General features: G+C 41.0%; 15 protein-coding genes and 2 rRNA genes (1 of these 17 cut by a window edge). 7 read left to right on the top strand and 10 right to left on the bottom strand.

Features of this window, described 5'->3' with window-relative positions; genetic code table 11:
- From C3V44_RS10245 to C3V44_RS10270, 6 genes are all read left to right on the top strand, one after another.
- Window positions 1-163, top strand: a 23S ribosomal RNA gene (locus tag C3V44_RS10245); it begins 2,682 nt to the left of the window's first position.
- Window positions 164-334: 171 nt separating this feature from the next.
- A 5S ribosomal RNA gene (gene rrf, locus C3V44_RS10250) occupies window positions 335-445 on the top strand.
- A gap of 187 nt (window positions 446-632) precedes the next feature.
- Window positions 633-3,107 (top strand): SLBB domain-containing protein, encoded by a 2,475-nt coding sequence (locus C3V44_RS10255; RefSeq protein ID WP_106096395.1) that lies wholly within the window; start codon window positions 633-635, stop codon window positions 3,105-3,107.
- 2 nt (window positions 3,108-3,109) lie between these two features.
- Window positions 3,110-4,174, top strand: coding sequence for a Wzz/FepE/Etk N-terminal domain-containing protein (locus tag C3V44_RS10260; RefSeq protein ID WP_106096396.1), 1,065 nt, complete (start codon window positions 3,110-3,112; stop codon window positions 4,172-4,174).
- Complete coding sequence (locus C3V44_RS10265; RefSeq protein WP_106096397.1) at window positions 4,174-4,806, top strand: HAD family phosphatase; 633 nt, start codon at window positions 4,174-4,176, stop codon at window positions 4,804-4,806. Before C3V44_RS10260 ends, C3V44_RS10265 begins: the two co-directional genes overlap by 1 nt.
- Window positions 4,803-5,207: a pyruvate carboxyltransferase gene (locus C3V44_RS10270; RefSeq protein WP_106096398.1), complete on the top strand. Its 405-nt coding sequence runs from the start codon at window positions 4,803-4,805 to the stop codon at window positions 5,205-5,207. The genes C3V44_RS10265 and C3V44_RS10270 overlap by 4 nt, the downstream gene beginning before the upstream one ends.
- A 42-nt stretch (window positions 5,208-5,249) precedes the next feature.
- Here C3V44_RS10270 and C3V44_RS10275 read toward each other — a convergent pair whose 3' ends face one another.
- The 9 genes from C3V44_RS10275 to C3V44_RS10320 form a co-directional block, all read right to left on the bottom strand.
- Window positions 5,250-6,518 (bottom strand): DUF2851 family protein, encoded by a 1,269-nt coding sequence (locus C3V44_RS10275; RefSeq protein ID WP_106096399.1) that lies wholly within the window; start codon window positions 6,516-6,518, stop codon window positions 5,250-5,252.
- 81 nt (window positions 6,519-6,599) lie between these two features.
- Window positions 6,600-7,202 carry a phosphatase PAP2 family protein gene (locus C3V44_RS10280; RefSeq protein ID WP_106096400.1) on the bottom strand — a complete coding sequence of 201 codons (603 nt, stop codon included), beginning with the start codon at window positions 7,200-7,202 and terminating at the stop codon, window positions 6,600-6,602.
- Window positions 7,202-8,956 carry a DEAD/DEAH box helicase gene (locus tag C3V44_RS10285; RefSeq protein WP_106096401.1) on the bottom strand — a complete coding sequence of 585 codons (1,755 nt, stop codon included), beginning with the start codon at window positions 8,954-8,956 and terminating at the stop codon, window positions 7,202-7,204. The genes C3V44_RS10280 and C3V44_RS10285 overlap by 1 nt, the downstream gene beginning before the upstream one ends.
- Window positions 8,957-9,147: 191 nt before the next feature.
- On the bottom strand, window positions 9,148-9,690 hold the full coding sequence (locus tag C3V44_RS10290) for a DUF3592 domain-containing protein (RefSeq protein ID WP_106096402.1): 543 nt from the start codon (window positions 9,688-9,690) through the stop codon (window positions 9,148-9,150).
- Between the two features lie 12 nt (window positions 9,691-9,702).
- Entirely contained in the window at window positions 9,703-13,065 is a 3,363-nt protein-coding gene (gene secA, locus C3V44_RS10295) for a preprotein translocase subunit SecA (RefSeq protein ID WP_106096403.1), read from the bottom strand.
- Window positions 13,066-13,326: 261 nt separating this feature from the next.
- On the bottom strand, window positions 13,327-13,548 hold the full coding sequence (locus tag C3V44_RS10300) for a DUF2795 domain-containing protein (RefSeq protein WP_002673751.1): 222 nt from the start codon (window positions 13,546-13,548) through the stop codon (window positions 13,327-13,329).
- A gap of 82 nt (window positions 13,549-13,630) precedes the next feature.
- Window positions 13,631-14,875 (bottom strand): efflux RND transporter periplasmic adaptor subunit, encoded by a 1,245-nt coding sequence (locus C3V44_RS10305; protein WP_106096660.1) that lies wholly within the window; start codon window positions 14,873-14,875, stop codon window positions 13,631-13,633.
- 771 nt (window positions 14,876-15,646) lie between these two features.
- Entirely contained in the window at window positions 15,647-16,624 is a 978-nt protein-coding gene (locus tag C3V44_RS10315) for a glycosyltransferase family 2 protein (RefSeq protein ID WP_106096404.1), read from the bottom strand.
- Window positions 16,621-17,076, bottom strand: coding sequence for a type I restriction enzyme HsdR N-terminal domain-containing protein (locus C3V44_RS10320; RefSeq protein WP_106096405.1), 456 nt, complete (start codon window positions 17,074-17,076; stop codon window positions 16,621-16,623). Before C3V44_RS10320 ends, C3V44_RS10315 begins: the two co-directional genes overlap by 4 nt.
- A 36-nt stretch (window positions 17,077-17,112) precedes the next feature.
- Between C3V44_RS10320 and holA the strand changes: the two genes are divergently transcribed.
- Entirely contained in the window at window positions 17,113-18,129 is a 1,017-nt protein-coding gene (holA, locus tag C3V44_RS10325) for a DNA polymerase III subunit delta (RefSeq protein ID WP_106096406.1), read from the top strand.
- Between the two features lie 121 nt (window positions 18,130-18,250).
- Here holA and C3V44_RS10330 read toward each other — a convergent pair whose 3' ends face one another.
- Window positions 18,251-19,261 carry a 3-oxoacyl-ACP synthase III family protein gene (locus C3V44_RS10330; RefSeq protein ID WP_106096407.1) on the bottom strand — a complete coding sequence of 337 codons (1,011 nt, stop codon included), beginning with the start codon at window positions 19,259-19,261 and terminating at the stop codon, window positions 18,251-18,253.
- Window positions 19,262-19,268: the final 7 nt, after the last annotated feature.

The following is a 19,268-nucleotide window of genomic DNA, read 5'->3' on the forward strand; positions in this document are numbered from 1 at the left end:
CTAAGTGCGGATGGGATAAGTGCTGAAGGCATATAAGTACGAAACCCGCCACAAGATGAGATTTCTTTTAAGGGTCGTGGGAGATGACCACGTTGATAGGTTACAGGTGTAAAGGTGGTAACATCATAGCCGAGTAATACTAATCACCCGTAGACTTTTCGCGCAGCATTCTTTTTATAAAAATGTTATGTTAGTCACAACAATTGTTAATTATTAATTATCAATTGTCAATTGAGAAAATATGTTTTTTATCCCTATATGTTAAAATATCAAGGCATTAGGCCACAGGCACCAGGCATTAGTTCTGATTCGCACAACCTAAGGTCTAAAGATTTAAGGTGGTTATAGTCAAAGGTCTCACCTCTTACCATTCCGAACAGAGCAGTTAAACCTTTTAGCGCAGATGGTACTACACTTGTTGTGGGAGAGTATGTCGCCGCCTTCTTATAAAAAGAGCAATTCTGATAAAGAATTGCTCTTTTTTATTGTTTGAAGTTGTAGGACTGCTTGGAAGGGGAAGGACGATTTGGAGAGAAAGTAGGAGAATTAAAAAGAGCGGACTAAAAAAACAATATCTTGATTGCTAATTGCTAATAGTTTTGTATCTTTGCCCCAAAATCAATTATGCAATAATGTTGAAGATTAAATTACTTATTATATACTTACTTTTAGTTATCTCTCAAGCAGTAGCACAGGTGACCTCTCCTAATGCTACCTATAACAATGTGGATATCACTACTGTGAATGTGGATAACTTGAGTGATGCACAGATTAAAAATTATTGGGATCGCGCTCAAGCACAAGGTTATTCATTAGACCAATTCGTTGCTTTGGCTCGCAGTCGTGGTATGCAAGAAACGCAAGTAATGAAGCTCAGGCAGCGCATTATGCAACTCAGCACTTCTTCTGATATTAAAAACAAACTTAAAGAGAACACAAAAACAGGTAGGCGTCCGGCTGAAGGTGATGATATTTTTGGTTATACCGGTAAAGAAAACAAAGATTCTATCACTACTAAACAGAAAAAGGATTCTATATTTGGAATGAGTTTCTTCAAGAATCCTAAAATATCTTTTACTCCTAACCTCAATATGGCAACTCCCGACAACTATCAAGTAGGTCCTGGTGATGAACTACTCGTGGAAGTTTGGGGGGCGACAGAAGGTTCTTTTAAGCAAAAAGTAGATGCTGAGGGGAATATATTCCTAAATGGTATCGGGCGCATTCACGTGGGAGGACTTTCGTTCAGTGAAGTGAAGGCTAAGATTAATTCACAGCTCAAGCGCATATATTCTGGTATTTCGGCTCCTGAGGGTAGCTATGCGAAAATTTATACAGGGGTAACTATCAGTCAGGTGCGTACAGTAAAGGTGAATATCATAGGCGAAGTGGCAGTTCCTGGAACTTATTCGCTTAGTTCGCTTTCAACAGTGCTTAACGCATTATATGCTTGTGGAGGCCCTTCGGAAAGCGGTTCGTTTAGGGAAATAAACATCTTTCGTGGAGGTAAAAAAGTTGCTACTTTTGACGTGTATAATTTCCTAATAAATGGCTCAGAAAAAGGCAATATAGGTCTTAAAGACCAAGATGTGATTATTGTACCCCCATATAAAAACCGCGTATGGGTGGACGGGAAAGTAAAACGACGTGGTTTTTATGAGACTTTAGACAATGAGACGCTGGCGAACCTTATCACCTTCTTTGGAGGTTTTACCTCTGATGCTTTTACTAATACTTTGGTGTTGGAGCGGATTAAAGATGCTAAACGAGAAGTAAAAGAGATTCCTTTTACTGATATTTCAAAAGTAAAAATGCAAAATGGTGACCGCTTAAATGTACACGCTATTACTGATGAATACCATAATAGGCTCAGTATAGGTGGAGCGGTATATCAGCCTGGGGTATACGAGTTTAAAGAGGGGATGACGGCTTACGACTTACTCAACAGAGCTAACGGTGTGAGAAAAGATGCTTCCTTGAATAGAGGTCTTATCTTCCGCACTGAAAACCGTGTAGATTACCAAACACTTAGTTTTTCGGTAAAAGACCTCATAGAAAAGAAAAATGATATTCCACTAAAAGACAATGATAGTATTCATATTTTCTACAGAGATTCTCTTCAGTACAAACGCTTTGTAAAGGTAGAAGGAGCTGTAAATAAGCCTAAAGAATTACCTTTTATGGAGAATATGACGGTGGAAGACGTGATTTCGTTGGCAGGAGGTTTGGCTAATGGTGCAGACCCTTCTATGATTGAGGTATTTAGAGAAACTAACGATGGTAATTTTCAGAAACTAAGTCAAGCCTTTAAAGTATCGTCTAATCACCAGTTAGAGCCCCAAGGAGAACGGCTTACCTTGCAACCTAACGATGTAGTATCGGTACGTTATATCAAAGGATTTACTCCTATGCAAACTGTAACGGTAATGGGAGAAGTGCTCTACCCAGGTGTTTATAGTATTCAATCTAAAGACGAACGTGTTTCGGATTTATTAGAGCGTGTGGGCGGTTTTACTCCCTTTGCTTATAAAGAAGGACTTACGCTTGTGAGAAAGAAGACAGATGAAGGAGATATTCAGCAAGAAGATTTCTTAAAAGAGCTCATTGAGATTGAGAATGACACGAGCAGTAGCACTTCGAATAAAACACTGAGAAGAGTAGCTAAAAAAAGTAATGAGTATCGCATAGGGCTTGATGTAAAAAAGATATTAAACCGAAAACACAGCAAATATGACCTTTTGCTCAATGACGGAGATATGTTATTAGTCCCTTCAGAAAAACAAACTGTGGAAATTAGAGGAGAAGTATTAGCACCTTCATTAGTGCGTTATGAAAAAGGAGCTTCTATACATCAGTATGTAAGTAGTGCAGGAGGCTTTGCCAGCAGGGCGAAGAGGAGTGCTATTTATGTGATGTATGCCAATGGAGATATAAAGGCAACACGCACCTCTCTATTCTTTAAAAACTATCCCAAAATAGAGCCTGGGGCTATTATTATAGTACCTTCAAAACCCGAAAAACAACGTCTTACAACCGGAGAAACGGTGGGTATCATTTCGGCTATTACTACTATGGGGGTGTTAATTTACAGTGCTTTTAAAAAATAACTATGGAAAATAATCATCACAATACGATAAGAGAAGAAGATGAAATTGATTTGCTACAGCTTATTAATAAGCTTTGGAGAGCTAAGAAATCAATCGCTGTATTTACGTTGATATTTATGGTTATAGGGGTATTAGTAGCCTTATTTTCGGCTAAAGAATACACCGCTACCACTATTATGGTACCGCAAGCAACTGATAGCAAATCGACAGGAGGATTGGGAGGACTTGCTGCTATGGCAGGGATTAATTTAGGAGGGAACAATGCAGATGCTATTCCACTTACTACCTACTCCAAGATTATTGAAAGTGTTCCGTTTAAAAAGAAATTAGCACAGACGAAGCTTACATTTTCAGATATTCCTAATCCAATTACCTATGAGCAATATTGTAAAAGCTATGCAAAACCGAGCATTTGGAGCAGTGTGATAAGTATTTTCCGTTCAAATCCTTCTGAACCGTCTATTAAGATACAAGACACCACTCATATTACGAGTATTAGTAGAGAGGAGAGAGCTATCCTTAATAGTATCGATAATAATATCAAGTTGAATTTAAATGAAAAAGAGGGTTATATTACGCTATCGTATGCAATGCCCGAAGCACTTCCTGCGGCACAAATGTTGCAAAGTGCACAACAGTTATTGCAAGAAACAGTAACTGAGTTTAAATTGCAAAAAGCAAAAGAAGAGTTCGACTTTGTACAACAACGTTTTATCGAAGCTGAAAAAGATTTTAAGGCAAAGCAATACGCTGTGGCAGGTTTCCAAGACCGCAATCGTGACCTTTTTAGCAACTTGCCTCAAACGCGTTTGCAACAACTGCAAGCTGAGTATAACTTAGCTTTTAATGTATATACTGAATTAGCTAAGCAACTTGAAACCAAACGTATTAAGATGAAGGAAGACCAACCAATATTTACCATTATTGAGCCTGTGAGTGTACCTAACGAACGTTCTAAACCTAAACGAATGATGATTATTGCCATTTGGACGTTTGTAGGACTCATTATAGGAATAGGTAATGTTTTTCTAAAAGACTTTAGACGGCAACTCAAATCTAACGACTAATGACTAACAACTATATTATCTTTGATATGGATGGGGTGCTATTAGACAGTGAACCAATGCACCAAGAGATTATTTATGAGACTTTTCAGCTGAAAGGTATTCCGTTTGACAAGGCGTATATACAAACTCTCACGGGAATGTCGGCTTTCCCAATGTGGGAAAAGGTAAAACGCGATGCCCAGCGAACAGAAAGTGTAGAGGAGCTAATGCAGTTTCACCGCGATTACTTTTTCAAACGATTACCCGAAATGAAAGTACCTTTAGTGCCTCACGTAAAAGAAGTGTTAGAGAAGTTTAAGAATGAAGGAAAACACTTATCATTAGCTTCTTCTTCTGGACGCAAACTTATCGATATTTTTACTCAGCAAACAAATATAGCACACTATTTTGAAGTGATAATGAGTGGCGATGATGTGCAATACAGCAAACCTAATCCTGAGATATTCCTAAAGGTAGCCCAATGGTACCACTTGCCAGCAACACAATTTACAGTCATAGAGGACAGTACCAATGGCGTGAAAGCTGCCAAAAGTGCTAATATGCAGTGTATAGGCTTTAAAAATCCTCTTTCTGGCGGACAAGATTTAAGTCAAGCCGACCTACTTATCCATTCAATGCAAGAACTTTTATGACAAACACTAACATACAACTCATAGAATGTGTAACGATAGCCAATGAGGATTATTTACAATCTTTATTGACTGTTGGTTTTTATGGTCTTGCCCTCAAAGCAGAAGTACACCCTTTAGTTAATCATTTAGATTTTTCAAATACCCAAACTAAAATACTGCTTTTAGACGACGAACTACCTGCTATTGAAAAACAAGGTATTACTATTAGCAGTTTGGCTACTGCCTACCAAGCCGGCACTACCCGTTTTTACAGTGCTATCAAAGGTTATGGCGGCTATCTTCCTACTGAGAAACTCCTCACCTTCTTCCAAGCCCAACACCTCTCTACGGGTATGAACCTACTCGCTTTTGAGAGTGCTTATAACGAAGCGCTACATCAGGTAACAGATAACAACAAGTAAAGCTGGATATGAGAGTAAGTTTAATAGCTTTTATCAATTTTTTCACTTCCTCCCTAAAATCGAAATCCCTATAGCACAATCTAAACAGCGTTTGGATTGGCAATAGTGTTTGTACTGTTGTAGAAGTACTTGGGTATCGAAAGCAGTGGCAACAGAGACTCCTAATTGTTGGTATTGAGTGATAATGCTGTTGCTCTCAGCAGTCATTGTTTTGAGTTCTTCGATGAGAGATTCGCTCACATCCTTGCCTAAACTTTCGTAATAGGCATATTTGAGTGGAATGAATACATTTATCCAAATAAGTGTGATGAGACTCGCACTAATAGGCTTTTTTACTTTTTTAGAAGTCTTGGTAAAGGTATAGTGGGTTTCCCAAAAAGCGGAGACTGCTACGGCGAAGAGTTTTTGGATACTTTTGAAATCATTCACTTCAAGAATTTGTGAAAACAAACCTTCATTTAGTTCGTATAGCTGTGCGAGTTGCGAGAGCCGGATAGTAGGGAACCCTTGCGGACGCAAACCGGTGAAATGTATTTTTATTACGGGTGTAGAGAGGTTGTATTTCTGTTGTAGGTAGTGATAATTTTGCAAGAGTTCACGTAGGTAGGAGAGTTCAGTTTCTTCGGAGAGTAAGCCTGCTTGCCCCAATAGTAGTGCTTCTAAATGTAAGGGGTGTGAACGCTCTTTGCGAATAATACTAAAATCGAGATGTTTGCCCAATTGTAGGAAGGCTTCGCCGTTTACAGTGCCTCCAAAAGATTTGAGAAGCATACAAAAAAGTACTTTCTCCCAATCGAAATTGGCAGCTTTCCACAACTGGTTTACAGCAGTGGCTTTTTCTTCTAAACGTTCTACTAACAGACGCTCATTCCACGAAAGCAAAGTAATGGCAGGTACGGTGGTATATTCTTTTTCACAAGGAATAAACTGGTAGTGTGAGGCTACAGTCGTATTGTATCGCTCTAAGAGTTCGGGAGAAATAAGACCTCGGAGTTCTAAAGTAGGAATAGGCTGGTTGTTAGTATCGAATACTTCTATATCGTGTTCCCAAACTACGTGCAGAATCACATTGTGATAAGCGGGATCACTTTCGTGACCGTGCACATACCAATACGATGATTTGAGATGCATTTCTACATTACCTGCCCATTGCTGCTCACCTATAAGCAGTTGGGCACTTTGGAAATCGGGACCTGAAAGAGAATTATACTCACCAAATGAGAGAATTTGCAAGCGCTCTCCCGTAGTAAGTACAGTGTTGAGAGGTACTTTTTTGTATTTCCATAGGTAGTGTAAGAAATCTTCTTTCATTTTGTTTAGGTAAGAGATAAGAGGTAAGAGGTAAAGCCAACGAGAACTCAGAGCTGGATATGTGAGTAATAGGTAACAAGTTTAGGTGGCTTTTGAGAATTGTCCCCCTTCGGGGGTTTGGGGGCTTTTTAATTTCTTTTCCACAAATAGAAAGAGCAAATAATAAAGGGTAGCTAAAAGTGTACCGAAAATCCAACCTACCAATACATCACCTGGGAAATGCACGCCTAAATAAATACGGCTATAACTCACAATCACCGACCAACAGAGCAATAGAGTGACGATATATCGGGCATTTTTTCTAAGCAAGTAACTAAAAAACACGGCTATTGCCATTGTATTGGCGGCGTGTGCTGAAAAGAACCCATACTTACCACCACAAATCACCATTCGCATTTGGCCTATAAGACTCTCATCGTGACAAGGGCGCAAGCGCTGGAATCCGTATTTGAAAACGTTCGCCAGTTGGTCGGTAGTGGTGATGAGAAGGGCGATGAATACCAAGATGAGCAACACTCTTTTCCAATGAAAATACTTGAAACACAAGTATAACAAAAAAGCATAGAGGGGGATAGACGAGAGTTCATTGGTGATTACTAACCAAAGGCTATCGGCTTCGGGTGTCCCCCAACTATTGAGGGAACAGAGCAGTTGCTTATCTGTTTCTATAAGGTATTCTAACATTATTTACGTTTTTTCTTCTTTTTAAAAGCCTGTTGGAGGGCTTCAGCAGTCTTTTGTTTGCGACTTTCTCTTTGTCCTTTTTTGCGACTTCTACCCTCATCGTTGCCGTGTCTTCTACCGTCATCATTTCCGCGTTTGCGTCCGCCACGGTCTCTGCCAGCTCCTTTGGTAGAGAGTTCTACATTGATGAAACGACCGTCCAATTGGAAGTCGTTGAAGGTATTCATTACCAAATCGGAGAGGTCAGCATCGGTATTGAAGAAAGAGAAACTGTTCTTTACATCTACTTTGAAAACATCATCACGACCTAAATTAAGGGTTGCTTTGAGGAAATCTTTGAGAGATTTCCAGTCGTAGCCATCGCGTTCACCTATGTTGATGAAATAGCGCACTTCATCGCTATTACCCCCACTGCGGCTTTCGCGCTCGTTCTCTACCGATAAGTTTTCGGCATTTTTATAATAATTGAAGAAACGCGTAAACTCTACTGAGAATATTTTTTTGATAAGCTCTTCACGATTTACTTCTTGCAGTTCTTTATAGATAGCCGGCAAATAATCGTCGATGGCAGGGTTTACTTCTGTATTTTTGAGGTTGTTAGCCAAGTGATAGAGTTGTATCTCACAGATTTCCATACCCGATGGCAATTGTTTCTGCTCAAAAGGTTGCCCTATCATCTTTTCGATAGTTTTGATTTTCTTCACCTCACTTTTTGGCAAAATTACCATCGAAATTCCCGATTTACCAGCACGACCTGTACGTCCACTGCGGTGGTTATAGGTTTCTATTTCGTCGGGCAATTGGTAGTGAATTACGTGAGTGATATCGTCTACATCAATACCGCGGGCAGCGACATCGGTAGCGACAAGCATTTGTATTTGGCGTGCGCGGAAAGATTTCATCACCAAATCACGTTGATTCTGACTCAAATCGCCGTGAAGGGCAGCAGCGTTGTAACCGTCTTCAATGAGTTTTTCGGCTACTGCTTGTGTATCGCGTTTGGTGCGGCAAAACACTACCGAGAAGATATCGGGGTTAGCATCGGCGAGGCGTTTTAGGGCTTGGTATCTATGGCGACCGCTCACTATATAATACTCGTGTTGCACGGTGTTAGTAGCCTGATTGCGAGTTCCTACGGTTATTTCGATAGGCTTACGCATAAACTTGCGCGCTATCTTAGCCACCTCGTTAGGCATAGTAGCCGAAAAGAGCCAAGTACTTTTTTCTTGAGGGGTATGCGACAGAATAGCGGTAATATCTTCATAGAAGCCCATATTGAGCATTTCGTCGGCTTCGTCGAGCACACAATAGTTGATATGACTGATATCTACGAAGTTACGGCGTATCATATCTTGCATACGCCCAGGAGTAGCCACGATAATTTGTGCGCCTTTTTTGAGGCTACGCGCTTGTTCCTCAATACTTGCACCGCCATATACCGCCACTACGTTCACCTTAGGGAGGTACTTAGCATAATTGCGGAGCTCGGAAGCGATTTGCAAGCAAAGTTCGCGTGTAGGTGAAAGGATAAGACCTTGAGTTACACGGCTATCAGTATCGATAAGTTGGAGGAGAGGAAAGCCAAAAGCGGCTGTTTTACCAGTACCCGTTTGGGCTAAAGCTACCATATCAGCACCATTTGCCAAAAGAGTAGGGATGGCTTTTTGCTGAATTTCAGAAGGAGTTTCAAAGCCCATATCGCTGATGGCTTTGAGGATAGGTTCATTAAGACCTAATTGTTCAAATAAATTCATTAATACAATTTGTAAATTAGCAAATTTGCCAATTTGCTAATGTATTCTAAAGTGCAAAGGTACAACAATATTTTCAATTGACAATTGATAATTGACAATTAAGAAGAAAAAACTTTGCCAAAGGTGCGAGCCATACGGCTGGAAACTTTGGCAAAGTATGATATAATAAATAATTTATATTGTGTTTCTGCTTATTTTTTTATGAAAAAGGAAACAATCAAGAAAATTACTGCAATGGACATTATTGCGAATCCTGCTATGCGAAACCCCTTATAAAAAAACGTTTTATCTTTATCATCTACTATCTGGTGTTCACTGGGAGTTTCGGGCAAATAAGCTACTGTAATACTCTCGCCTGCTCGATAATTGGTTTGACGGCTACCACTATGAGCCCCAAAATAGGTTACACAAAAAGTATGAGCTGAATTAGCATATTTCAAGTTTATAGGGGCGTTTGAGTTTAGAACAAGAGGTTTTACAATATAAGTATTTTCTCCTACAGTATACTTATAGACTACATAAGTCCTATTATTAAAACCAATACCTCCTACACCTTGAGTGCCTGATTTGACAATTTCTAATACTTCTCCTTGTGCTTTCCCTTGATATAGTTTTTTGTTCTTTTCGGTAATTCTTTTGTTAATCTCAGCAGTGACCAAGAATACAAGCGCAAACAGAAAGAATATGCCAGAGCTTAGCAACATTCCTATTTGGTTGTTCATTTGGTTGTCCATTACCTTAGTGATCTATTTATTGGATACTAAAATCCATTCTCCGCTGTTTATTAGAGGGTCAGCTTGTTTGAACTTGAGCTCTTTGCGTTCACCGGTGCGGATGTTTTGGATTACTACCTTGTCGTTACGACCAATTTTAGGTTGTTCGCGTACGATGGTCTCTACTACCGAACGGCGCTGTGAGGCTTGTTGCCCTACTTCACGGGCGCGTTGTGCCATCTCATCGCTGTTGAGGGCTTCTTCCTTATTGGTTTGGTAGTGCTCACGAGTGCGTTGTGGCGCGTGGGCTTCCTGTACGGGTGGATTTTGAGTAGGCAATTCGGCTTTGAACAAGAAAGAGATAATCTCTTTGTTTACCTTATCAACCATAGCTTTGAACAACTGATAGGCTTCAAACTTATAGATGAGTAGCGGGTCTTTCTGTTCGTGTACCGCTAATTGCACTGATTGTTTAAGCTCGTCCATACGGCGGAGGTGCGTTTTCCACTCTTCGTCGATGATGCCAAGCGTAATATTCTTCTCGAAATCGCTTACGAGTTTCTTACCTTGGGTTTCGTATGCCTCTTTGAGGTCGGTTACGATGTTGAGTATCTTTTCACCATCGGTGAAAGGCACGACGATGCGCTCGTAAGTATTATTAGGATTTTCGTATACCTCTTTGATCACTGGGAAGGCTTGAGCGGCACTGCGTTCAGCTTTTTCCTGATAGTGTTTGAGCGCTTCGTGATACAAGGTGAAAGTAAGGTCGTTTGGCGATTGTTTGGCAAATTCGGCTTCTGAAATTTGTGTTTTCAGTGAGAAATATTTGATGAGCTCGAAAGTGAAATTCTTGTAGTTATTACCACCTTTGTTGTTTTCTACTATATTCTCACAAGTATCGAATATCATATTTGCCAAATCCACTTTTAGGCGTTCACCTTCAAGAGCGTGGCGACGGCGTTTATAAATTTGCTTACGTTGTGCGTTCATCACGTCGTCGTACTCTAATAGACGTTTACGCATACCGAAGTTGTTTTCTTCTACCTTTTTCTGAGCTGCCTCGATGCGTTTGGTCATCATAGAGTGCTGAATTACATCACCTTCTTTATGACCTAAGCTATCCATTAATCGGGCGATACGTTCAGAACCGAAGAGGCGCATTAGATTATCTTCAAGAGAAACGAAGAAGAGTGAGCTACCAGGGTCACCTTGACGACCAGAACGACCGCGCAACTGACGATCGACACGACGAGAGTCGTGGCGTTCGGTACCTATAATTGCCAAACCTCCTGCAGCTTTTACTTCGGGGGTTAACTTGATATCGGTACCACGTCCTGCCATATTGGTTGCGATGGTTACCACACCACTATGTCCGGCTTCGGCTACGATTTCAGCTTCTTTTTTATGCAATTTCGCATTCAACACATTGTGTTTCACCTTGCGCATTGTAAGCATACGGCTGAGGAGTTCAGATACTTCCACAGAAGTAGTACCAATCAATACAGGGCGACCAGCTTCGGAAAGTTTTACTACCTCATCGATTACGGCGTTGTATTTCTCGCGTTTGGTTTTATAGATAAGGTCGTTGTGGTCTTTACGAGCAATAGGACGGTTCGTAGGGATTTCCATTACATCAAGTTTATAGATTTCCCAGAACTCACCTGCTTCGGTGATAGCAGTACCCGTCATACCCGCTAACTTGCTATACATACGGAAGTAGTTTTGCAAGGTAATAGTCGCGTAGGTTTGGGTAGCAGCCTCAATTTTCACATTCTCTTTAGCTTCAATCGCTTGGTGCAAACCATCGGAATAACGACGACCGTCCATAATACGACCTGTTTGTTCATCGACGATGAGCACTTTGTTATCAATTACTACATACTCTACATCTTTTTCAAAAAGGGTGTAGGCTTTGAGCAATTGGTTAAGGGTGTGAATGCGTTCGCTTTTTACGCTAAAATCTTGGAATAACTTATCTTTTAGTTTAGCTTCTTCTTCAATAGGAAGACCTTGGTTCTCGATATTAGCAATTTCTACCCCAATATCAGGTAAAACGAAGAAATCTTTATCACCATCGTAGGCAATATCAGCAAACCCTTTATCGGTAAGCTCGATTTGGTTGTTTTTCTCATCAATCACGAAGTACAATTCGGCATCTACCTTTGGCATTTCGCGATTGTTATCCTGCATATAGTAATTTTCAGTTTTTTGGAGCAGTTGTTTTACCCCTTCTTCGCTGAGGAATTTGATGAGCGCTTTGTTTTTAGGCAAACCACGATACACGCGCAAGAGTTGGAATCCCCCTTCTTTGGTATCTCCTTCGGCAATGAGTTTGCGGGCATCGGCTAATACTTTGGTGAGGTAAGTACGCTGTTTGTTTACCAAATTTTCTACTAAAGGTTTCAGTTCGTTGAACTCGTGCAATTCGCCTTTAGGGGTAGGGCCTGAGATGATGAGCGGTGTACGAGCATCGTCTATCAATACAGAGTCGACCTCATCGACAATGGCATAGTTGTGAGCGCGTTGCACCAAATCTTCGGGGGTGTGCGCCATATTGTCGCGGAGGTAGTCGAAACCAAATTCGTTGTTAGTTCCGTAGGTAATATCGGCATTGTAAGCACGGCGACGGGCTTCGGAGTTAGGTTGGTGGTTGTCGATACAATCCACACGCAAACCGTGGAACTCAAATAAAGGTCCCATCCAGGCACTATCTCGGCGTGCCAAATAGTCGTTCACGGTTACCAAGTGTACTCCATTTCCCGTTAGGGCATTGAGGTAGACTGGCAAGGTAGCCACAAGAGTTTTACCTTCCCCTGTTTGCATTTCGGCAATTTTACCTTGGTGAAGGGCAATACCTCCAATGAGCTGTACATCGTAGTGTACCATATCCCAAGTAACATCTTTACCAGCGGCGTCCCAGTGGTTTTTCCACACGGCTTTATCACCCTCAATCGTTACATAATCGTGGGTAGCCGATAGTTCGCGGTCGTGTTCGGTAGCTGTTACGGTAATTGTTTCGTTATTAGCAAAACGACGGGTAGTTTCCTTCATTGTTGCGAAGGCTTCGGGAAGAATTTCGTTTAATACTTTTTCGGAGACTTGATAGGCTTCGCCGTTGAGTTTATCTATTTCGGTATAGAGGTCTTCTTTAGCGTCGATATCGTCGGTAGCGTTTGCTTGGGCTTCGAGTTCGGCTATTTTATTATCGAACTCGGCGCGAGCGTCTTTTATTCTTTGTTTGAACTCAATAGTTTTTGCGCGCAACTCATCATTAGAGATATTTTCTAACTGAGAGGCGTAAGTTTTTATTTTCTCAACGATAGGTTGGATTGCTTTTAGGTCGTTTTTGGCTTTGTCGCCAACGAAAATTTTAATAAGGGAATTGATAATGCTCATTATAATGATTAATGATTAATGATTAATGATTAACTTTGCCAAAGGTCGTAGCACGAGTCGTAGCACGACAAGCAGTTAGTCGTAGCACGACAGGCAATTAGTAACTTTGGCAAAGTTCATACCGTAAATTTGTCAATAAATATACCAAAAGGTGAAAACTGACAATTTGTCACTATATTCATTTGCTAATCTGCTACTTTGCTGATTTGCTGATTTGCAAATTAAAAAAAGTCTCCTCAGAGAGACTTTTTATTTTTGTTTTTAATATTCATCTTCATTCCATAGGTAATCTTCCTCCGACGGGTAATCAGGCCAGATTTCGTCGATAGATTCATACATATCACCTTCGTCTTCTATTTCTTGAAGGTTTTCCACCACTTCCATAGGAGCGCCTGTACGGATAGCATAATCGATAAGCTCGTCTTTAGTAGCAGGCCAAGGAGCATCACTTAAATAAGATGCAAGTTCTAACGTCCAATACATAAACTAATAGAATTTTATAAATTTTGCGCAAAAGTAATATATTTTATTTATTGGGCAAACAAAATGAGAAAAAAAGTGAGTTTTATTTGTTGGTTGTTTGAACGGAATCGCCATTTTTTAGAGTTTTACTTACAGCGCTGTAAGGTCCGGTGATAATAGTCTCGTCTTTGGCTACACCTGAAAGGATTTCGATATTCACATTATCTTGAATACCGGTAGTTACCGCACGGAGTTCGGCTTTACCGTCTTTGAGTACAAACACCGCTTCCTGCTTTTTGTCGGCTTCTTCCTTAGGGGTTTTAGGGTCGATTTCAGATTTCTTTTTTACAATAATGGCACTGATAGGTACTGCAACTGCGTCTTTTTTGGTTTGGGTGATAATATCTACCGTTGCGGTCATACCTGGACGGAAGGGCGAATAGCCAACCGGTTTGCTTTCTGAGAGGTCTTTATACGATGCTTCTTCGATGTGTATCTTGACTTTGAAGTTCGTTACTTGGTCTGCGCTAGTGGTGGTATTGGCGGTATTGGCGATATTGGTAACGGTACCTTTGAACACGCGTTTTAGGTAAGCATCTACTTCGACATTCACCGAGTCGCCTACACTTATTTTTACGATATCGTTCTCATTTACATCTACTTCTACTTCCATATTATGAAGATTTGCCACACGCATAATCTCGGTACCCGTCATTTGCATCGTACCTACTACGCGCTCGCCCAACTCTACGCTGAGCTTAGAAATGGTGCCATCGGTAGGTGAATAAATAATTGTTTTTTTGAGGTTGTCTTGGGCTTCGGAAACACTTGCCATTGCACTCTGTACATTAAAACGAGCTGACTCGCGAGAGGCTTTGGCTACCTCGTAGGCTGAAACAGCTTTATCCCAATCGGATTTTGAGATTACGCCCTTATCGAACAACACTTTGTTGCGCTTATAGCTCTCTTCGGCTTCTTTGAGGGTAGCGCTGGACTGTTGTAAGCTGGCGCGTACGGTTTCTAAACTTGCAGCACTACGCTTTACTACCGATTGGTAAATATCGGGGTTGATGCGCACCAAAAGGTCGCCTTTTTTTACCATTTGCCCTTCTTTTACAGGGAGTTCTATAATTTCGCCTGATACTTCCGACGATAGCTTGATTTCTAATTCGGGTTGTATTTTTCCTGTAGCCGACACTTTTTGGATGATTGTTGTAGGAATTACTTTTTGAGTTTCGACGTTTATGGCAGAATTTTCTTCGCCAAACCAACCTGCTTTTTTACCAATAATCAAAATGATAATTAGCAATATAACGGCTAAAATAATGAGAACGGTTTTTCTTTTCATAATAGTGAAGTTGTTTTCAGGTGCAAAAGTATAAAACAATTAGTAAATTAGCAAATTTGAAAATGAGAAAATTTGGAAATGGGGAGGAGTGAGGCCTTAGGCCATAGGCCATAGGCATTAGGGGGGAGCGACGGTCATTATTGTTGTATGAACATCTCCCCTTTCACATACTCCGCTCTCGCGGTGCACATACCCAGCTGTTGCTGGCTATCTTCAAAAGAGGGTAACATTCCCCTAGCCCGCCTCAAGGAGGGAATGTAGTGACAAAAAATCGACGGATAATTAACTTTGGCAAAGGTGCGAGCCGCACAGGCAGCCGTAGCACGGCAGGCGAGAAAAAATTAGCAAATGGGGAAGCGTAGAGGAGAATGAGGAAATAAGAGAATATTGTCAGTTTATTCAACTTTGGCAAAGTTTTAAACTTTGCCAAAGTTTGAGATGAAAAAGTGATGTTTTAGGACTGTTAGGACTATTCGGAAGGAAACGGAAAGGTTCGGAAGAGGAGAGGGAGAGATTTTGATAAAAAAAGGGTGTAAGTAGGGTGGGGTTAGCTTATAGAGAGCTTATAGGAAGCTTATACGAATCTTGGACGATTGGTATAGAAAGGGTATATAAGTAATTGATTTATAACGTAATATAACAACGTCAAAAATGTTAAAAACGGGGTTTCGAGGCGAAAGAAAGAGGAATAGGTAATAGGCCTTAGGCCGTAGACACTAGGGGGGAAGTGTGACAGAAAAGATAATAGTTATATATCAAGCAGACATCTATTTATCTATCGCCTACAACAAAGTGTTCCCACACAATGGATTTCTTTTGGTAATAATCAGTGATAAGCTGAGAAGGGCGCTTCTTTTTAAAGAAGTGAAATCTTTTATAGAAATGAAGATGTGCCTTCACAATCGCCCACAAAAAGCAGGGTTTGCCCTGCAAAAGGAAACGCACTCCTGCAATACCGTCCAACACCATACGGAGAAAGAGCGTAGTGTAAAGGCTTTTGGAAGGGAGGTTTTTCAGTAACATAAAAAGACTGTTACGGAAGTTGAGGTAGGTTTTCTTAGGGTTGGTAGCCGTGAGTGTTGCCCCTCCCACGTGATAAACGGTACTCTCGGCGCAATACACTACCTGCTTGCCGAGGTGATGTACCCGCCAACACAAGTCGACTTCTTCTTGATGTGCGAAGAAATCTTCGTCGAAGCCACCTAATAGGTGAAATATTTCTGCGCGAATAAAAAAACACGCCCCCGATGCCCAGAAGATAGGGGAGGGGGAAGGGGTGTTGTACTGACCTTTATCTTCTTCTACGCGCTCAAATACTCTCCCTCTGCAATACGGGAACCCGTACTTGTCGATAAAGCCCCCAGCTGCTCCTGCGTACTCGAAATAAGAGGGGCGTTTTTCATCTTTTATCTTGGGTTGTACTACGGCAATGCGTTCGTCTTCAAAAGTGCGTAAGATGGGAGTGAGCCAGCCTTCGGTTACTCGTACATCGGAGTTGAGCAGACAGTAGATATCAGCTTCAATGTGTTGTAAAGCGTGATTATACCCCCCTGCATACCCACTATTAGTAGGGTTTTCTAGGATAGTTACTTCGGGGAAGTGTGAGCGTAGAAAAGCGATGGAATCGTCGGTGGAAGCATTGTCAATCACATAGATTTGCCCTTCGGAAGTATATTGTACTACCGAGGGGAGGAATTGTTGCAAAAGTGTTTTGCCGTTCCAGTTGAGTATTACGATGGCGAGAGTCATAGTGTGAGGTCGTTATAATGAGGAAGGTCTGCTAAGAATATATATTTGTATTGGTTATAGTCTGTTTGGCAATAATAATGAGTAATGCCGTTAGTGACCATTAGGTATTGGGCATTGAGGCTGAGGTTATAGCGTGCAATCTGGTCGAATGTTTGTTGGGTGATAGTCACGCTAGGCGCTTTGCATTCCACTACCAAGAGCACTACTCCTTTTTTGGAATAGACTACCACGTCGTAACGCTTAGTGAGTCCGTTTACAGAGAGCTTTTTCTCGACATTGATAAGCGATTTTGGATAACCTTTTTCTTCTATGAGGAAATGTATTACGTGTTGGCGCACCCATTCTTCGGGTTGTAGTACCACGTACTTGCGACGAATGAGGTCGAATATCCACAGCTTATCGTCAGCTTTTTTCAGGCGAAAAGAGTAGTTTTTGAAATTTAGAGCTTCCATACTGCAAAAGTAGAATATTTTTTGTATTTTTGCACTATGAATGAAGTAAAAACTATTGTAGCTAACATAAAAAAAGGAATTATAGCCCCTATCTACTTCCTGATGGGGGAAGAACCTTATTTCATAGATATCGTTTCTGATTACATTGAAGACCACGTATTACAAGAAGATCAAAAGGGATTTGACCAGATAGTGCTCTATGGTCAAGATGTGAGTGTGCCGACTATTATCGACTATGCACGTCGGTTCCCGATGATGAGCGACCATCAAGTGATTATCGTAAAAGAGGCGCAAAACCTCAAAAGCACTATCGACCAACTCGTGCCTTATGTAGAGAACCCTACGCCTACGACTGTATTGGTGTTCTGTTACAAATACGAGAAGTTAGACGCTCGCAAGAAATTGTTGAAAACCTTGCAAAAGAATAAGGATTGCGTGCTCTTGGAAAGCAAAAAACTCTACGAGAATCAGATAGCTACGTGGTTACCTGATGTGTTGAAGAAGAAACATCTCAGCATTCAGCCTAAAGCAATACAGATGTTAGTAGATTTCTTGGGTACCGACCTGAGTAGGATACAAAACGAGGTAAACAAATTGGCGCTCATCGTCCCCGAAAATACAGAAGTAACGCCTGATATTATAGAGAAGAATATAGGGATTAGCAAGGAGTTTAATAATTATGAACTCAAGAGTGCTATTGCAGTTCACGATATGTACAAGATAACGCGTATCTTGAAACACTTTGCCGATAATCCTAAGGACAACCCTTTGGTGATGACACTCACGGTGCTTTACGGTTATTTCCAACAACTCTTAGGCTTTCACGGTCTTACCGACCAAAGTGAAAAGAATGTAATGGCGACCCTAAAAGTACCTATCTTTGGTATCAAAGACCTTCGTTCAGGCGCTCAACATTACCCAATGAAGCGCGTAAGCGCTATCATAGCTACCTTGCGCGAAATAGACCTAAAAAGCAAAGGATTAGGTGCTACTAATAACCTCACAGAAGCTGACCTCCGCAAAGAACTTATTATAATGCTTAGTACTCAATGATAAATCGTTACTGTGGCGTACACCAGTAATTTGTACATATAAAAAAGGCTGTCGAACAAACTTATCTGTTCAACAGCCTTTTTATTCTATGTCACACTGTGACTGCCTGCCACGCTATAGTCTACCAACGGATGATAGCACTTGCCCAAGTAAAGCCACTACCAAAGGCAGCAAGTACTACGAGATCTCCGTCCTTGATTTTGCCTTGTTGAACTGCTTCGGTAAGGGCGATAGGTATAGAAGCTGCGGTAGTGTTACCGTACTTCATTATATTGTTGAATATTTGTTCATCGGTGAGTTTGAATTGGTGTTGTACAAACTGTGAGATACGCAAATTAGCTTGGTGAGGAATCAACATATTAATATCTTTGTGAGAAAGACCATTGCTTTTCAATCCCTCTTCTATCACTTCCGCAAAGCGAACCACAGCATTTTTAAATACAAACTGACCGTTCATATTAGGGTAATAACTCACATCATCAGGGTCGTTTTCTGCCAATAATTCGGTTACCCATTTGGTACCTACCCCTGGGGTAATCATTGCTAATTGTTCGGCATATTCACCTTGGCTATGCAAGTGAGTGGAGAGAATACCGCGCTCGGGGTCATCAGAACGAGAGACAATAGCAGCGCCTGCACCATCGCCAAAGAGCACTGCCATATTGCGACCGCGAGTGGTCATATCCAGTGCGGGCGATTGGGTTTCAGCACCTATCACAAGGATATTTTTGTACATACCCGTTTTGATATACTGGTCGGCTACTGAAAGGGCATAAATAAAGCCCGAACATTGGTTGCGAATATCAAGAGCTCCCACAGTAGGCAAACCCAATTCTTTTTGTACCAATACCCCACAACCAGGGAAATAGAAGTCGGGACTGAGGGTTGCAAATACAATAAAGTCTATTTCTTCTTTATTGATTTTAGTGGCTTCAATAGCTTTCAAACTTGCTTTTACACCCATTGAGGTAGTAGTGTCACTACCTCTTAGTGCGTGATGACGCTGCTGAATACCGGTGCGCTCTTGAATCCATTCATCGCTGGTATCCATTAGTTTGGATAGGTCGTCGTTAGTAACTACGTTTTTAGGGACGTAAAATCCTAATCCCTTAATTCTTGAACGATATAACATATTTTTA

Origin of the sequence: Capnocytophaga sp. oral taxon 864, from assembly GCF_002998835.1 — a bacterium.
In the GTDB taxonomy this organism is placed as follows: domain Bacteria; phylum Bacteroidota; class Bacteroidia; order Flavobacteriales; family Flavobacteriaceae; genus Capnocytophaga; species Capnocytophaga ochracea.

What these genes read in the sequence shown, in the direction of transcription:
- C3V44_RS10255 (WP_106096395.1), top strand. Translation starts at nt 633, where the DNA reads ATGTTGAAGATTAAATTACTTATTATATACTTACTTTTAGTTATCTCT.
- C3V44_RS10260 (WP_106096396.1), top strand. Translation starts at nt 3,110, where the DNA reads ATGGAAAATAATCATCACAATACGATAAGAGAAGAAGATGAAATTGAT.
- C3V44_RS10265 (WP_106096397.1), top strand. Translation starts at nt 4,174, where the DNA reads ATGACTAACAACTATATTATCTTTGATATGGATGGGGTGCTATTAGAC.
- C3V44_RS10270 (WP_106096398.1), top strand. Translation starts at nt 4,803, where the DNA reads ATGACAAACACTAACATACAACTCATAGAATGTGTAACGATAGCCAAT.
- C3V44_RS10275 (WP_106096399.1), bottom strand. Translation starts at nt 6,518, where the DNA reads ATGAAAGAAGATTTCTTACACTACCTATGGAAATACAAAAAAGTACCT.
- C3V44_RS10280 (WP_106096400.1), bottom strand. Translation starts at nt 7,202, where the DNA reads ATGTTAGAATACCTTATAGAAACAGATAAGCAACTGCTCTGTTCCCTC.
- C3V44_RS10285 (WP_106096401.1), bottom strand. Translation starts at nt 8,956, where the DNA reads ATGAATTTATTTGAACAATTAGGTCTTAATGAACCTATCCTCAAAGCC.
- C3V44_RS10290 (WP_106096402.1), bottom strand. Translation starts at nt 9,690, where the DNA reads ATGGACAACCAAATGAACAACCAAATAGGAATGTTGCTAAGCTCTGGC.
- secA (WP_106096403.1), bottom strand. Translation starts at nt 13,065, where the DNA reads ATGAGCATTATCAATTCCCTTATTAAAATTTTCGTTGGCGACAAAGCC.
- C3V44_RS10300 (WP_002673751.1), bottom strand. Translation starts at nt 13,548, where the DNA reads ATGTATTGGACGTTAGAACTTGCATCTTATTTAAGTGATGCTCCTTGG.
- C3V44_RS10305 (WP_106096660.1), bottom strand. Translation starts at nt 14,875, where the DNA reads ATGAAAAGAAAAACCGTTCTCATTATTTTAGCCGTTATATTGCTAATT.
- C3V44_RS10315 (WP_106096404.1), bottom strand. Translation starts at nt 16,624, where the DNA reads ATGACTCTCGCCATCGTAATACTCAACTGGAACGGCAAAACACTTTTG.
- C3V44_RS10320 (WP_106096405.1), bottom strand. Translation starts at nt 17,076, where the DNA reads ATGGAAGCTCTAAATTTCAAAAACTACTCTTTTCGCCTGAAAAAAGCT.
- holA (WP_106096406.1), top strand. Translation starts at nt 17,113, where the DNA reads ATGAATGAAGTAAAAACTATTGTAGCTAACATAAAAAAAGGAATTATA.
- C3V44_RS10330 (WP_106096407.1), bottom strand. Translation starts at nt 19,261, where the DNA reads ATGTTATATCGTTCAAGAATTAAGGGATTAGGATTTTACGTCCCTAAA.